The sequence below is a fragment of the Halomonas sp. H5 genome (assembly GCF_050613175.1).
Classification (GTDB): Bacteria; Pseudomonadota; Gammaproteobacteria; order Pseudomonadales; family Halomonadaceae; genus Bisbaumannia; species Bisbaumannia salifodinae.
Genome location: NZ_CP192510.1, coordinates 1553177 through 1568256, shown reverse-complemented (window position 1 = coordinate 1568256; position 15080 = coordinate 1553177). Strand labels below are relative to the sequence as shown.

The following is a 15080-nucleotide window of genomic DNA, read 5'->3' as shown; positions in this document are numbered from 1 at the left end:
CTGCTCTTGAGCCAACACAGTTCCCAGGCCAATCGCATCATCACCCTCAACCTCGAGCCCAACGACCCCCTGCGCCTGGCCAATCTCTGCGGCCAGCGCGACGAGCACCTCAAGCTGGTGGAGTCGCGCCTCGGCGTGACCCTGCGCAACCGCGGCAATACCTTCCAACTGGCCGGCCCCAGCGCCCGGGTCAAGGCCGCCGCCAATGTGCTCGAGCACCTCTACCGGGAGGCCGAGGTCGACGAGCTGTCGCCGGACACCGTGCATCTCTTCCTGCAGGAGTCGGGCCTCGAGGCCCTGGAGGAGGACGAGGGGCCCCTGGACGATCACGAGGTGCTGCTGCGTACCCCCAAGGTGGTGATCAAGCCCCGCGGCCAGAACCAGCAGGGCTATGTTCAGAGCATCCGTAACCACGATATCAATTTCGGTATCGGCCCGGCGGGCACCGGCAAGACCTACCTGGCGGTGGCCGCGGCGGTGGAGGCGCTCAACCAGCAGCAGGTGCGCCGCATCCTGCTGGTGCGTCCGGCGGTGGAGGCCGGCGAAAAGCTCGGCTTCCTGCCCGGCGACCTGGCCCAGAAGATCGACCCCTACCTGCGCCCGCTCTATGACGCCCTCTACGAGATGCTCGGCTTCGAGCAGGTCGGCAAGCTGATCGAGCGCCAGATCATCGAGATCGCCCCGCTCGCCTATATGCGCGGCCGCACCCTCAACAACGCCTTTATCATCCTCGACGAGAGCCAGAACACCACCCGCGAGCAGATGAAGATGTTCCTGACTCGCATCGGCTTCGGCTCCACCGCGGTGATCACCGGCGACATCACCCAGGTGGACCTGCCCCGGGGCCAGAGCTCGGGGCTGATCCAGGTCCTCGAGGTGCTCAAGGACACCGCCGGCATCGGCGTCACCCACTTCGCCGCCAAGGACGTGGTGCGCCACCCCATGGTGCAGCGGATCATCGAGGCCTATGACCGCTTCGAGGCGGAGCAGGAGGCCGAAGAGCGCGCCCGCAAGGAGGCCCGCCGCGAGGCCCGGGAGCGCCAGCAGGCCAGCCAGGCCAATGGCAAGGCCGGGGATGCCACCTCATGAGCGAGATCGACCGCCAGGTGGCCCTGGCCGACGCCGCCGACCGGGCCAGCCTGCCCGATGAGGCCCAACTGGCCGCCTGGGTCGGCGCCGTGCTGGCCCGCCACCCCGACGCCGCCGATCACGAACTGACGGTGCGCTTCGTCGACGGCGAGGAGAGCCAGGCCCTCAACCGCGACTACCGCGGCAAGGACAAGCCGACCAATGTGCTCTCCTTCCCCTTCGAGAGCCCGCCGGGGATCACCCTGCCGCTGCTCGGCGACCTGGTGATCTGCCATGCCGTCGTGGTTCGCGAGGCCGGGGAGCAGGACAAGCCGCTCTCGGCTCACTACGCTCATATGGTGGTCCATGGCACCTTGCATCTGCTGGGCCATGACCATATAGAGGATGACGAGGCCGAGCGCATGGAAGCCCTGGAGGTGGCCATCCTCGCCGAGCTAGGTTTCCCCGACCCCTACACGGCATCCGACCCGGCGCCCGGCGCGCCTTCTATCGAGGACACGAGACCCGACGCATGAGCGAAGACCGATCGAGTAGCCAGGGCAACAAGTCCTGGCTCGATAAGTTGTTCAGCGCCTTTTCCCCCGATAACGACGAGCCCAACTCCCGGGACGAGCTGCTGCTCTTCCTGCGCGAAGCCGGCTCCCGACTGCGCCTGGAGCAGGATGCCCTGACCATTATCGAGGGTGCCCTGCAGATCAACGACCAGCAGGTCCGCGAGGTCCTGATCCCCCGCTCCCAGGTCACCGCCATCGCCATCGACCAGCCCCTGGAGGATTATCTGCCGGTGATCCTCGAGACCGGCCACTCCCGCTACCCGGTGGTGGGCGAGAACCTCGACGAGGTGCTCGGCATCCTGCTGGTCAAGGACCTGCTGCCGATGCTGTGCCGCTCTTCGGAGGAGCGCGACGGCCTCGACCTGCGCCAGGTGCTGCGCCCGGCGATGTTCGTGCCGGAGTCCAAGCGCCTCAACAGCCTGCTCAAGGAGTTCCGCGACACCCATAACCATATGGCGGTGGTGGTCGACGAGTACGGCGGCACCGCGGGCATCGTCACCATCGAGGATATCCTCGAGCAGATCGTCGGCGATATCGAGGACGAGCACGATATCGACGAGGAGGAGGATATCCGCGAGCTGGGCGACGGCCGCTTCGCCATCCGCGCCCTGACCCCCATCGAGGACTTCAACGAGCGCTTCGAGACCCGCTTCCCCGACGAGGAGTTCGACACCCTGGGCGGCCTGGTGATGCAGCGTTTCGGCCACCTGCCCCGGCGTGGCGAGTTCACCGACCTGGGCGGCTGGCGCTTCACCGTGCTCAACGCCGACAATCGCCGCATCCGCCTGCTCCAGGCCGAGCCCTGCGAGATCGGCGAGGACGACTGACCCGCGCCACCAAGGAATCATCTTCGACAAGGAACGCATCGATGAGCGAGTTGCGCCTGCTCCCCTGGCACGCCTATCTGCTGGCCCTGCTGGCCGGGGGCCTGACCACCCTCACCGCTTCTCCCTTCGGGCTCTGGTGGCTGGGCCCGCTGGCCGCCGGCCTGATGTACCTGGGCATCCACGCCCTGACCCCGGGCCAGGCCGCCATGAAGGGCTGGTGCTACGGCCTGGGCCTGTTCGGCAGCGGCGCCTCCTGGGTCTATGTGTCGATCCACGACTATGGCTACACTGGAGTGCCGCTGGCGCTGTTGCTCACCGGCCTCTTCGTCGCCGGCCTGGCGCTGTTCTTCGCCGCCACCTTCTGGCTCTACCGCCGCCTGACCGGGCCGCAACTCGCCGCCTTCACCTTCGCCGGGGCCTGGGTGCTGGGCGAGGTGCTGCGCACCTACGCCTTTACCGGCTTCCCCTGGCTGCTGCTGGGTAGCGCCCAGGTGGACTCGCCCCTGGCCCCCTGGGCCCCCATCGGCGGGGTCTACCTGCTGTCGCTGATCACCGCCCTTACCGGCAGCCTGGGGGTCGAGCTGCTGCGCCGGCGCTGGGCCGCCGGGGCCATCATCGCCGTGCTCTGGCTGGCCGTGCTGGTGCTGCCCCGCCAGTGGAGCGAACCCAGCGGCGAGCCCCGCCGGGTCGCCCTGCTACAGGGCAACCTGGATCAATTGATCAAGTGGACCCCGGAGGGGCAGCGGGTGGCGGCCAATACCTATAGCCGCCTGACCCTGGAACAGGACGACGACATCGACCTGATCGTCTGGCCCGAGGCGGCCCTGCCGATGTTCGAGGACCAAGCCCGGCCGATCTTCGAGCGGGTGCAGACCAACCTGGCCCCGGACACCGCCCTGCTCAGCGGCATCCTGCAACGCGACGCCGACAACCGCTATTACAACGCCGTGGTGGGCCTGGGCGAGGTGGAGGGCGAATACCGCAAGGCGCACCTGGTGCCCTTCGGCGAGTACCTGCCCCTGGAAAGCCTGCTGCGCGGCGCCATCGCCTTCTTCGACCTGCCCATGCCGGCGCTGCACCCCGGCCCGGACCGCCAGGCCCCGATGCACGCCGCCGGCCTGACCCTGGGCAACGCCATCTGCTACGAGATCATCTATCCCGACCTGGTGGCGAGCCGCGCCCGTGGCGCGGACATCCTGCTCACCGTCTCCAACGACACCTGGTTCGGCGCCTCCCTCGGTCCCCAACAGCACCTGCAGATGGCCCGCCTGCGGGCGCTGGAGAATGGCCGTTACGTGATGCGCGCCACCAGTAACGGCCTCACCGCCCTGATCGACCCCCAGGGCCGGGTGCTAGCCCAGGCGCCCCAGTTCGAGGTGGCCAGCCTGGTCGGCGAGGTGCAGGGCATGCAGGGCCTGACGCCCTTTACCCGCACCGGCAGCTGGCCCGCCTGGCTGCTGGCCGCCCTGCTGGTGCTGCCGGGGCTGCGTCTAATGCGCCGCGCCTAGCCGTGTAGGTCGGGTAAGCGAGCCAAAGCGAGCGCACCCGACGCGCACTTGCCCTACCTACTGCGAAAGAAAAATACCGCCATACTCCCGTATCATGTTAGCGTGGTTCCTCCCCTGTGATACGGGTTTGTCGGCGCCAAACTATTGGAATCGTTAAGCTCTATACCAACTCCAATAAAGACCAGAATGTCATGATGTCAGCTACCGAGTGTGTCGCTTCCCTGATCGAGAGTTTCCAGAACCGGCGCCCGCTGCGCTCCGGCTCGCTGATCGTCACCCTCTACGGCGACGCCATCGTGCCCCGCGGCGGCACCGTCTGGCTGGGCAGCATCTCCCAGCTGCTGGAGCCCATCGGCATCAACGAGCGCCTGGTACGCACCTCGGTCTACCGCCTGACCCGGGAGACCTGGCTGCAGGGCGAGAAGACCGGCCGGCGCAGCTACTACAGCCTCAGCGGCCCGGGACGGCGACGCTTCGAGCAGGCCTTCAAACGGGTCTATTTCGGCAACGGCGAGGCCTGGGACGGTGGCTGGACCCTGGTCTTCCTCGGCCAGCTGGCCACCGCGGAGCGCGCCAGGGCCAAGGAAGAACTGGAGTGGCTCGGCTTCGGCGCCTTCGCCAGCGGCGTGCTCGCCCACCCGCGCATGCACCGCAGCGAGGCCCTGGGCGTGCTCCAGGAACTGGGTATGGCGGAAGACGCCATCGTCCTGCATAGCGAGGCCAGCGAACCCCTGGCCCCCAAGGCGCTGCGCCTGCAGGTGCGCGAGAGCTGGAACCTGGATCAGTTGGCCGACAGCTACAGCCGCTTCCTGGCCCAGTTCCGCCCGCTCTGGAAGGCGCTCAGCGAGGGCCACGCCCTCGGCGATCAGGACGCCTTTATCGCCCGCACCCTCTTGATCCACGAGTATCGCAAGGTGCAGCTACGCGACCCCCAGCTGCCCGAGGAGCTGCTGCCCACCGCCTGGGAGGGCCGCAACGCCCGCCAGCTATGCCGCAATATCTACCGGGAGATCTACCAGGGCGCCGAACGCTGGCTGGATCGCCACCTGGAGACCGCCGAAGGCCCCTTGCCCGCCCCCGCCGCCAGCTTCTACCAGCGCTTCGGCGGCCTGGACTGACCCTCGGGGAGCCTCCATAAAAAACGCCCGCCGGCATCATCGCCGGCGGGCGCCTTCTTACTGGGAAGCGCTAATTTACTTGTGCCGGAAGCTGGGCTTGCGCTTCTCGGCGAAGGCGGCCATGCCCTCCCGGCGATCCTCGAAGGCGAAGGTACTCTGGAAGGCACGCCGCTCGAAGGTCAGCCCCGCCTGCAGCGGGCTCTCGAAGGCCTGGTTCACCGACTCGCGGATCAGCCGCACCACCGGCGCCGAGTGACCGGCGATGGTAGTGGCCAGGGCCAGGGCCTCGGCCTCGAGCTCGCCGGCGGGCACCACCCGACACACCAGGCCGGCGCGCTCGGCCTCCTCGGACCCCATCATGCGCCCGGTCAGGCACAATTCCATGGCCTTGGCCTTGCCGATGGCGCGCACCAGGCGCTGGGTGCCGCCGGCGCCGGGCATGGTGCCGATCTTCACCTCGGGCTGGCCGAACTTGGCGCTGTCGGCGGCCAGGATCAGGTCGCAGGCCATGGCCAGCTCGCAACCACCGCCCAGGGCGTAACCGGCCACCGCCGCCACCACCGGGGTGCGGCAGCGCTCCAGGGCCGCCCAGCCGCCATCCGCGGCGAAGGGGAAGTCCTCGGCCTGCAGGCCGGCCATGTCCCGGTCGAGCATCTCGCCGATATCGGCGCCGGCGGCGAACACCTTGTCGCCCCCGGTCAGCACGATGGCGCCGATCTCGGCGTCGGCATCGAAGGCGTCCAGGGCCCGGCCCAGCTCGGCCACCAGGCCGTTGCACAGGGCATTATAGGCCTGGGGACGATCCAGGCGGATCACCCCGACCCGCCCCTCGCGGGTCACCCGGAGATAGTCGTAACTCATGCGCTTTCCTCGCTATTCTGACGCGTGCCCTTGGGCGCGTGTGTCGTGCCCTTGGGTGCCGTGCTGCCGGCATCGAGACTCGGGCGGTCGGCGTCGAGCTCGCTAAGCGGCTCGCAGGGCTCCATCTGCTCGCGGCAGCGCCCCACCAGGCGCTGATACTCTCGGGTGCCCTGCTGCTTCCAGGCCACTTCCTGGTCGCTGAGCTCGCGCTTGACCTGGGCCGGGGAGCCCAGCACCAGGGACTGGGGTGGGCATTCGAAGCCGGCCTTGACGAAGGCGGCGGCGGCGACGATGGAGCGCTCGCCGATCACGGCGCCATCCATCACCACGGCGTTCATGCCGACCATGGCATCGCGCTTGATCACGCAACCGTGCAGCACGGCGCCATGGCCGATATGACCGTCCTGCTCCACCTTGGTGACGCAGCCAGGGAAGCCGTGCATCACGCAGGTGTCCTGCAGGTTGGCCCCCTCCTCCAGCACCAGCTGGCCGAAGTCGCCGCGCATCACCGCGCCGGGCCCCACATAGCAGTTGGGGCCGACGATGACGTCGCCGATCAGCACCGCGGTGGGGTGAACATAGGCGCTGGGATGCACCACCGGGGTGACTCCCTCGAGGCGATAGCAGGGCATGGCACGTCTCCTTTGTCCTTAGTGGGCTGGGGCTGTTCCGGCGGCAGGCTTGCGAGGAGGCGCTGTGAACCCCTCCCTGGGCGCTTCCGATGCCATCCCTGGCATAGGACCTCCTCTTCAGCCTGCCCCCGGCGCCCCTTGCCAGAAAGTGGCTTGGCGAGCTTACGCCTCGGCCGGGGCGTGGCGACGGCTCTGCACCACCACGAAACGCCGGGCGACGAAGGCCTGGTCGCACAGGGAGGCGTTGGCCGCCGGGTTGCCGCCGGTGGCGTGGAAGTCGCTGAAGGCCGCGGACTGGTTGACGAAGACGCCACCGTCCAGGTTCAGCGACAGGGGTGCGGCCACGTCCATGGCCAGCTCCTCGAACTGCTCGGCCACGGCCTCATCGGTGGTGTAGGCGCCGAGGGTGATGGCGCCTTTCTCGGTGATCACTTCCCGGGCCAGCTCGATGCTGTGGGCGGTGCTGTCGGTGGCGATCACGAAACTGATTGGGCCGAAGCGCTCCTCGCTGAAGGCGTCGCGCTGGCTGGCGTCCACCTTGAGCAGCAGCGGGGTGCGGATACGCGCCTTGGGGAACTGCGGATGCTCGCGGCTCTCGCTGTCCAGCAGCACCTCGCCCAGCTCGCGGCAGGCCTCAATGCGCTCGGCGGTGGCCGGCGCCTGGATGGCCCCCAGCACGGCGCAGGCGCGGTCGTTGTCGGCGAGGAACTTCTCCACGGCCTTGGCCAGGGCCCCGGCCACCTGATCGAAGCTCATATGGCCGTCGGCGGTCTCGATACCGCCCTTGGGCACATAGATCGCCTGGGTGGTGGTACACATCTGGCCGGAATAGAGACTCAGGGTGAAGGCCAGGTTGCGGGTCACCGCCTTGAGGTCGGCGACGCTGTCGATGATCACGCTGTTGATGCCGGCCTTCTCGGTGAACACCTGGGCCTGGGTGGCGTTCTGCTCGAGCCACTCGCCGAAGGCGTTGGAACCGGTGAAGTCGATCAGCTTGACCGCCGGGTTCAGGGCCAGCTCCTTGGTCACCGGGGCCTCGAGGCTGTCCGGGGCCAGGGTCACCAGGGCCGGGTCGAAGCCCGCCTCGCTGAGCACGTCCTGGGCGACCTTGACGGTCATCGCCACCGGCAGGATGGCGCCCGGGTGCGGCTTGACGACCACCGGGTTACCAGTGGCCAGGCTGGCGAACAGGCCCGGGTAGGTGTTCCAGGTGGGGAAGGTGGAGCAGGCCACCACCAGGGAGATGCCGCGGGGCACGATATGGAAGCGCTTGTTCATCACCAGCGGGTCGTGCTTGCCCTGGGGCTTGACCCACTGGGCGGTCTCCGGCACCTGGGCCATGGCCTGCCAGGCATAGGTGACGGCTTCCAGGCCGCGATCCTGGGCGTGGGGGGCGCCGGCCTGGAAGGCCATCATCGGCGCCTGGCCGCTGGTGTGCATCACCGCCTGGCCGATCAGCGGACTCTGGGCATTGAGGCGCGCCAGGATCTCCAGGCAGACGCCGACCCGGGCCTTGGCACCGGCGTCGCGCCAGGCGGGCATGGCCACCTGCATGGCATCGATCAGGGCCTCGGTCTCGGGCTGGTCATAGGTGATGCCCAGCTCGAAGCCGTAGGGGGAGACTTCGGCGCCGACGCGCTCGCTGGCTCCGGGGCTGACCAGGGAGAAGTGCTGCTTGCACAGCGCCTCGAAGTCGGCCGGCGCGCCCTTGACGGCCGCCTCGTCGTACTTCTTGAGGCTCTCGGGATAGGGGGTCCAGAACTCGCGGGAATTGATGGCCTGGACGGCGCCCTCGAGGGTGTCGCGATGGCGCTCGAAGAACTGCTGGGCTTGCTGGGTCATGGGGGACTCCTGACTCAGGGAGAATATTTCGATACGTGATATCCCCAAAGACTATCCATAGCGTAACGAAACATCAATCGCCACGGGGCCAGGCGGCCCCATGCGCCTTTCCGAGCCTCACTACCATGTCACTGTTTTTCCGGGGTTTTGCCGGCATGGCGCGATGCACACCCCTCTCCTTCGACCATGGTATAAGGGCCGGAAAGCCGGCGACAAGGCCGATATCAAGCCACTGTTTATTAATGATTTTTATCCCACGGCACCGGAAATACGATACATGGATCGGTAAATCTCATCATTGATGCGTATCAAAAAAATCCTATACTCGTCGCTATCACCTCTCTTTATGTATCGCTTTCACGGCACCCGAGCCGAATCGAGGAACCATGCCGAACCTGCTGCAACTCGAAGGCCCCCACCGCGGCGTCCTGCGTATCACCCTGCACCGCCCCGAGGCGCTCAATGCCCTGAATACCGCCCTGCTGGGCGAGCTGGCCGAGGTCCTGGCCGACGCCGACCGGGATGACGCCATTCGCGCCGTGGTACTCACCGGCAGCCGTCGCGCCTTCGCCGCCGGCGCCGATATCAACGAAATGGCCGAACGCGACCTGGTGGGCATGCTCGACGACCCCCGTCAGCGTCACTGGGCCGCCATCGCCCGCTTCTCCAAGCCCCTCGTCGCCGCCATCAACGGCTTCACCCTGGGCGGCGGCTGCGAACTGGCCATGCATGCCGATATCCGTATCGCCGGCGAAGACGCCAAGTTCGGCCAGCCGGAAATCAACCTGGGCATCATGCCCGGCGCCGGCGGCACCCAGCGCCTGGTGCGGGCGGTGGGTCAGGCCCTGGCCACCCAGATGGTGCTGACCGGCGAGCCGATCTCCGCCCGCCGCGCCCTGGAGGCGGGGCTGATCAGCGAGATCACCCAGCCGGAGCTGACCGTCGAGCGCGCCACCGCCATCGCCGAGCGCATCGCCGAGAAGGCGCCGCTGGCGGTACGCCTGGCCAAGGAAGCCCTGCACAAGGCCCTGGATACCGACCTGGCCACCGGCCTGCGCTTCGAACGCCACGCCTTTACCGTGCTGGCCGGCACCGCCGATCGCGAGGAGGGCATCAAGGCCTTCCAGGAAAAACGCCGCGCCCAGTTTACCGGACGCTAACGCCCCGTTTTGACGACAGAAGGACAGCGCCATGACCGATCAGCCTTTGCACTACTGCGTGGAAGAGGGCATCGCCCGCCTCACCCTCAACCGCCCCGATAGCCTCAATAGCTTCAACGGCGAGATGCACGCCGCCATGCGCGAGGCCCTCAAGGCGGTACGCCAGGACAAGAGCGTGCGCGTGCTGCTGCTGACCGGCAACGGTCGCGGCTTCTGCGCCGGCCAGGACCTCTCCGACCGCAACGTGGCCCCCGGCGCCGAGACGCCGGACCTGGGCGAGTCCCTGGAGAAGCGCTACAACCCCATGCTGCGCACCCTGCGTGAGCTGCCCTTCCCCACCGTCTGTGCGGTGAACGGCGTGGCCGCCGGCGCCGGCGCCAATATCGCCCTGGCCTGCGACATCGTGCTGGCGGCGCGCTCCGCCAGCTTTATCCAGGCCTTCTGCAAGATCGGTCTGATCCCCGACTCCGGCGGCACCTGGAGCCTGCCGCGCCTGGTGGGCATGGCCCGCGCCAAGGGCCTGGCCATGCTGGGCGACAAGCTCGGCGCCGAGCAGGCCGAGCAGTGGGGCCTGATCTGGCGCTGCGTGGACGACGAGGCCCTGGCCGACGAGGCCCTGAGCCTGGCCCGCCACCTGGCCACTCAACCCACCCAGGGCCTGGCCTATATCAAGCGCGCCCTCCACGCCAGCGACGACAACGGCTTCGATGAGCAGCTCGACCTGGAACGCGACCTGCAGCGCCTGGCCGGCCGCACCGGCGACTACCGGGAAGGCGTCGGCGCCTTTATGGAAAAGCGCAAGCCACAGTTCAAGGGGGAGTGAATATGAGCAAGCACCAACTCACTCTTCATACCACCCAGGGGAAATAAGATGCCTGCACTCGACACTACTATCGTCGTGGGCGTGGTGGGCGCCGGGGCCATGGGCGCCGGCATCGCCCAGGTGGCGGCCCAGGCCGGCCACCCGGTGCGCCTCTATGACACCCGCGATGGCGCCGCCGAGGCCGGCATCGCCGGCATTCGACAGCAGCTCGAGAAGCGCGTCGCCAAGGGCAAGCTGACCCAGGAGGTGGTGGAGGCGGTGATCGAGCGCCTCAGCCCGGTGACCAGCCTCGACGACTTCGCCGGCTGTGGCCTGGTGGTGGAGGCCATCGTCGAGAAGCTGGAGGTCAAGCGGGAGCTGTTCGCCCGCCTCGAGGCGATCTGCGGCGAGGCGGCGATACTCGCCAGCAATACCTCTTCCCTCTCCATCACCTCCATTGCCGCGAACCTGGAACACCCGGAGCGCCTGGCCGGCCTGCACTTCTTCAATCCGGCGCCGGTGATGAAGCTGGTGGAGATCGTCTCCGGTCTGGCCACCGCGCCGGCCATCGCCGAGACCCTCTACGCCACCGCCGCGGCCTGGGGCAAGACCCCGGTGCACGCCAGTTCCACCCCCGGCTTTATCGTCAACCGGGTGGCGCGGCCCTTCTATGCCGAGGGCCTGCGCCTGCTGCAGGAGGGCGCCGCCGATGCCGCCACCCTGGACGCCCTGCTGCGCCAGGCCGGCGGCTTCCGCATGGGCCCCTTCGAGCTGATGGACCTGATCGGCCATGACGTCAACTACGCCGTCACCCGCTCGGTGTTCGACGCCTACTACGGCGACACCCGCTTCGAGCCCTCCCTGGTGCAGCTGGCCCTGGTCGAGGCCGGTCGCCTGGGCCGCAAGAGCGGCCAGGGCTTCTACGACTATCGCCAAGGACAGCGTGAAGGGCAGCGCGAAGGCGCCGAGAAGCCGGCGCCGCGTTTCGCCGCCCCGGCCCACGCCGACCTGCCGCCGCTAGTGGTGGAAGGCGAGGCGGGCTTCCTGGCCCCGCTGGTCGAGCGCGCCGAGGCCGCCGGGATCGAGCTGGTACGCCACCCGGCCCAGGGCGCCGAGGCCCTGCCCACCCTGCGCCTGGGCGAGCTGACCCTGGCGCTCAGCGACGGTCGCTGCGCCACCGAGCGCGCCGCCGACGAGCGCCGCGAGGGCCTGGTGCTCTTCGACCTCTGCCTCGACTACGCCGAGGCCAGCGCCATTGCGCTGGCCGCCAGTGCCGCCACCGGCGAGTCCCAGCGCGCCGTCGCCGCGGCCTTCTTCCAGCGCCTGGGCCTGGCCGTGGCCTGGGTCGACGACACCCCGGGCCTGGTGGTGCTGCGCACCGTGGCGATGCTCGCCAACGAGGCCGCCGACGCCGTCCACCAGGGCGTCTGCAGTGCCGCCGATGGTGACCTGGCCATGCGCGCCGGGGTCAACTACCCCCGCGGCCCCCTGGCCTGGGCGGAGGCCCTGGGCCTTGGCTACGTGCACCGCACCCTGACCCATTTGCAGCAGAGCTACGGCCAGGACCGCTACCGCGCGGCCTTCCTGCTGCGCCGCAAGGCCATCGCCGAGGAGCGTTTCCATGAGTGAGTCCCTGACCCCGCAGCAGCTGGCCGAGGCCTGCGCCGAGGCGATGTTCGCCCGTGATACCGCAAGCCAGGCCCTCGGCATGGAGATCGTCTCGGTGGCCCCGGGCAAGGCGGTGATGCGCATGAGGGTGCGCGACACCATGGTCCAGGGCCACGGCAACTGCCACGGTGGCTACCTCTTCACCCTGGCCGATTCGGCCTTCGCCTTCGCCTGCAATACTTATGACGAGGCCACCGTGGCCTCGGGCTGCAGCATCGACTACCTGGGGCCGGCCTGGGAGGGCGATGAGCTGACCGCCACCGCCGAGGAGCAGAGCCGCCGCGGGCGCACCGGCGTCTACGACATCACCATCCGCAACCAGCACGGCGACGCCATCGCCTTGTTCCGGGGCCGCTCCTACAAGATCCGCGGCAGCGTACGCCGCCTCGAGGAAACCACCGCCGCAGAGGGTCAAGCATGAACGACGCCTATATCATCGACGCCATCCGCACCCCCATCGGCCGTTACGGCGGCGCCCTCGCCCCGGTGCGCGCCGACGACCTGGGCGCCATCCCGATGCGCGAGCTAATGGCGCGCAATCCCTCGGTGGATTGGTCCCAACTGGATGACGTGCTCTACGGCTGCGCCAACCAGGCCGGCGAGGACAACCGCAACGTGGCGCGCATGTCGGCGCTGCTGGCGGGCCTGCCGGTGGACGTGCCCGGCACCACCCTCAACCGCCTGTGCGGCTCCGGCATGGATGCGGTGGGCTACGCCGCCCGCGCCATCAAGGCCGGCGAGACCGGCCTGATGCTGGCCGGTGGCGTGGAGTCCATGTCCCGGGCGCCCTTCGTGATGGGCAAGGCCGAGCAGGCCTTCTCGCGCAGCGCCGAGCTCCATGACACCACCATCGGCTGGCGCTTCGTCAACCGCCAGATGAAGGCCCAATTCGGCATCGACTCCATGCCGGAGACCGCCGAGAACGTGGCCGAGCAGTTCAACATCTCCCGAGAAGACCAGGACGCCTTCGCCCTGCGCAGCCAGCGGCGCACCGCCGCCGCCATGGAGCGCGGCCGCCTGGCCGAGGAGATCGTCCCGGTGGCGGTGCCGCGCCGCAAGCAGGCGCCACTGGTCGTCGATACCGACGAGCATCCCCGCGCCTCCACCACCGCCGAGCAACTGGCGGGGCTGCCCACCCCCTTCCGCGACGGCGGCAGCGTCACCGCCGGTAACGCCTCCGGGGTCAACGATGGCGCCTGCGCCCTGCTGCTGGCCTCCCGGGCCCAGGCCGAGCGCTTCGGCCTCACCCCCCGCGCCCGGGTAGTCGGCATGGCCACCGCCGGCGTCGAGCCGCGCATCATGGGCTTCGGCCCGGCCCCGGCCAGCCGCAAGGTGCTGGCCCAGACCGGCCTGTCCCTCGACCAGATGGACGTGATCGAGCTCAACGAGGCCTTCGCCGCCCAGGCCCTGGCGGTGACCCGCGACCTGGGCCTTCCCGACGACGCCGAACACGTCAACCCCAACGGCGGCGCCATCGCCCTCGGCCATCCGCTGGGCATGAGCGGCGCCCGGCTGATTACCACCGCGCTGCATGAACTCGAGGCCCGCCAGGGACGCTACGCGCTGTGCACCATGTGCATCGGCGTGGGCCAGGGCATCGCCATCATCATCGAGCGCCTGTGACCCATAACGACAACGCCCGCTTGCCTGGAGACACCCTATGACGATTCACACCAAGGTCCGCCCCATCGCCAACCTCGACCCGCTGGAGACCGCCAGCCTCGACGAGCTGCGCGCCACTCAGCTGTCGCGCCTGCAGTGGAGTCTGAAGCACGCCTACGACAACGTGCCCTTCTATCGCCAGGCCTTCGACCAGGCCGGTATCCACCCCGAGGATATCCGCTCCCTGGAGGACCTCGGCAAGCTGCCCTTCACCACCAAGGCGGACCTGCGCGACAACTACCCCTTCGGCATGTTCGCCACGCCGATGCGTGACGTGGTGCGGGTCCACGCCTCCAGCGGCACCACCGGCCAGCCCACCGTGGTGGGCTACACCCAGAACGACATCAATACCTGGGCCGACGTGGTGGCCCGCTCGATCCGTGCCGCCGGCGGCCGCCCCGAGGACAAGGTGCACGTGGCCTACGGCTATGGCCTCTTCACCGGCGGCCTGGGCGCCCACTATGGCGCCGAGCGCCTGGGCTGCACCGTGATCCCGATGTCCGGCGGCCAGACCGAAAAGCAGGTGCAACTGATCCGTGACTTCGATCCGGACATCATCATGGTCACCCCCTCCTATATGCTCAATATCGCCGACGAGATGGAGCGCCAAGGCCTCGACCCGCGCCAGCTGGCCCTGCGTGTCGGCATCTTCGGCGCCGAGCCCTGGACCGGCAGCATGCGCACCGCCCTCGAGCAGCGCCTGGGCATCGACGCCCTGGATATCTATGGCCTCTCCGAGGTGATGGGCCCGGGGGTCGGCATGGAGTGCCTGGAGACCAAGGACGGCCCGACTATCTGGGAAGACCACTTCTACCCGGAGATCATCGACCCGGTCACCGGCGAGGTGCTGCCGGACGGCGAGTATGGCGAACTGGTCTTCACCTCCCTGACCAAGGAGGCCCTGCCGATCATCCGCTACCGCACCCGGGATCTGACACGCCTTCTACCTGGCACCGCCCGTCCGATGCGTCGCATCGACAAGATCACCGGGCGCAGCGATGACATGCTGATCATCCGCGGCGTCAATGTCTTCCCCACCCAGATCGAGGAGCAGATCCTCAAGGTGGAGCGCCTCTCCCCCCACTACGAGATCGAGGTCAGCCGCCAGGGCAATCTGGACATGGTGCGGGTCCGCGTCGAAGCGTGCAGCAACGAGGTGGCCAAGGACCTGGGTGCCTGCGAGCAGTTGGCCAAGGCGCTGCAGCACGGCATCAAGACCTATATCGGCATCAGCACCCAGGTGGAGGTATGCGGCGTCGAGGAGGTGATGCGCTCCGTCGGCAAGGCCAAGCGCGTCAAGGATCTGCGCTAACCTCCCAGGGAGTTTTTCTGGCGCCGTCCGGCCTCGCCGGGCGGC

General features: G+C 68.5%; 14 protein-coding genes. 11 read left to right on the top strand and 3 right to left on the bottom strand.

The annotated features are described in order from the left end of the window. Positions 1-6 precede the first annotated feature (6 nt). The 5 genes from ACQ1W9_RS07215 (at position 7) to paaX (ending at position 5096) form a co-directional block, all read left to right on the top strand. The gene (locus tag ACQ1W9_RS07215) at positions 7-1089 is read left to right on the top strand and encodes a PhoH family protein (protein ID WP_431025977.1); all 1083 of its coding nucleotides are present in this window, start codon (positions 7-9) and stop codon (positions 1087-1089) included. Next, the gene (ybeY, locus tag ACQ1W9_RS07210) at positions 1086-1604 is read left to right on the top strand and encodes an rRNA maturation RNase YbeY (protein ID WP_431025976.1); all 519 of its coding nucleotides are present in this window, start codon (positions 1086-1088) and stop codon (positions 1602-1604) included. The genes ACQ1W9_RS07215 and ybeY overlap by 4 nt, the downstream gene beginning before the upstream one ends. Then, complete coding sequence (locus ACQ1W9_RS07205; protein WP_346063512.1) at positions 1601-2470, top strand: HlyC/CorC family transporter; 870 nt, start codon at positions 1601-1603, stop codon at positions 2468-2470. Before ybeY ends, ACQ1W9_RS07205 begins: the two co-directional genes overlap by 4 nt. A gap of 41 nt (positions 2471-2511) precedes the next feature. Beyond that, entirely contained in the window at positions 2512-3978 is a 1467-nt protein-coding gene (lnt, locus tag ACQ1W9_RS07200; RefSeq protein WP_431025975.1) for an apolipoprotein N-acyltransferase, read from the top strand. Between the two features lie 191 nt (positions 3979-4169). Continuing rightward, positions 4170-5096, top strand: a complete 927-nt coding sequence (gene paaX / locus ACQ1W9_RS07195) for a phenylacetic acid degradation operon negative regulatory protein PaaX (protein WP_431025974.1) — start codon at positions 4170-4172, stop codon at positions 5094-5096. 75 nt (positions 5097-5171) lie between these two features. Here paaX and ACQ1W9_RS07190 read toward each other — a convergent pair whose 3' ends face one another. The 3 genes from ACQ1W9_RS07190 to paaN form a co-directional block, all read right to left on the bottom strand. Beyond that, on the bottom strand, positions 5172-5957 hold the full coding sequence (locus ACQ1W9_RS07190) for an enoyl-CoA hydratase-related protein (RefSeq protein WP_431025973.1): 786 nt from the start codon (positions 5955-5957) through the stop codon (positions 5172-5174). After that, entirely contained in the window at positions 5954-6589 is a 636-nt protein-coding gene (gene paaY, locus ACQ1W9_RS07185; protein WP_431025972.1) for a phenylacetic acid degradation protein PaaY, read from the bottom strand. The genes ACQ1W9_RS07190 and paaY overlap by 4 nt, the downstream gene beginning before the upstream one ends. Before the next feature lie 162 nt (positions 6590-6751). Continuing rightward, positions 6752-8431, bottom strand: a complete 1680-nt coding sequence (gene paaN, locus ACQ1W9_RS07180) for a phenylacetic acid degradation protein PaaN (RefSeq protein WP_431025971.1) — start codon at positions 8429-8431, stop codon at positions 6752-6754. A 386-nt stretch (positions 8432-8817) separates the two neighbouring features. Between paaN and paaF the strand changes: the two genes are divergently transcribed. Genes paaF through paaK form a run of 6 tightly spaced genes read left to right on the top strand, consistent with a single transcriptional unit; the run spans position 8818 to position 15035 of the window. After that, positions 8818-9591, top strand: coding sequence for a 2,3-dehydroadipyl-CoA hydratase PaaF (paaF, locus tag ACQ1W9_RS07175; protein ID WP_431025970.1), 774 nt, complete (start codon positions 8818-8820; stop codon positions 9589-9591). A gap of 31 nt (positions 9592-9622) precedes the next feature. Continuing rightward, positions 9623-10414, top strand: a complete 792-nt coding sequence (gene paaG / locus ACQ1W9_RS07170) for a 2-(1,2-epoxy-1,2-dihydrophenyl)acetyl-CoA isomerase PaaG (protein ID WP_431025969.1) — start codon at positions 9623-9625, stop codon at positions 10412-10414. Between the two features lie 48 nt (positions 10415-10462). After that, complete coding sequence (paaH, locus tag ACQ1W9_RS07165; RefSeq protein ID WP_431025968.1) at positions 10463-12022, top strand: 3-hydroxyacyl-CoA dehydrogenase PaaH; 1560 nt, start codon at positions 10463-10465, stop codon at positions 12020-12022. Beyond that, the gene (gene paaI / locus ACQ1W9_RS07160) at positions 12015-12482 is read left to right on the top strand and encodes a hydroxyphenylacetyl-CoA thioesterase PaaI (RefSeq protein WP_431025967.1); all 468 of its coding nucleotides are present in this window, start codon (positions 12015-12017) and stop codon (positions 12480-12482) included. Before paaH ends, paaI begins: the two co-directional genes overlap by 8 nt. Then, complete coding sequence (gene pcaF / locus ACQ1W9_RS07155) at positions 12479-13684, top strand: 3-oxoadipyl-CoA thiolase (RefSeq protein ID WP_431025966.1); 1206 nt, start codon at positions 12479-12481, stop codon at positions 13682-13684. The genes paaI and pcaF overlap by 4 nt, the downstream gene beginning before the upstream one ends. Before the next feature lie 37 nt (positions 13685-13721). Next, on the top strand, positions 13722-15035 hold the full coding sequence (gene paaK / locus ACQ1W9_RS07150) for a phenylacetate--CoA ligase PaaK (RefSeq protein ID WP_431025965.1): 1314 nt from the start codon (positions 13722-13724) through the stop codon (positions 15033-15035). Positions 15036-15080: the final 45 nt, after the last annotated feature.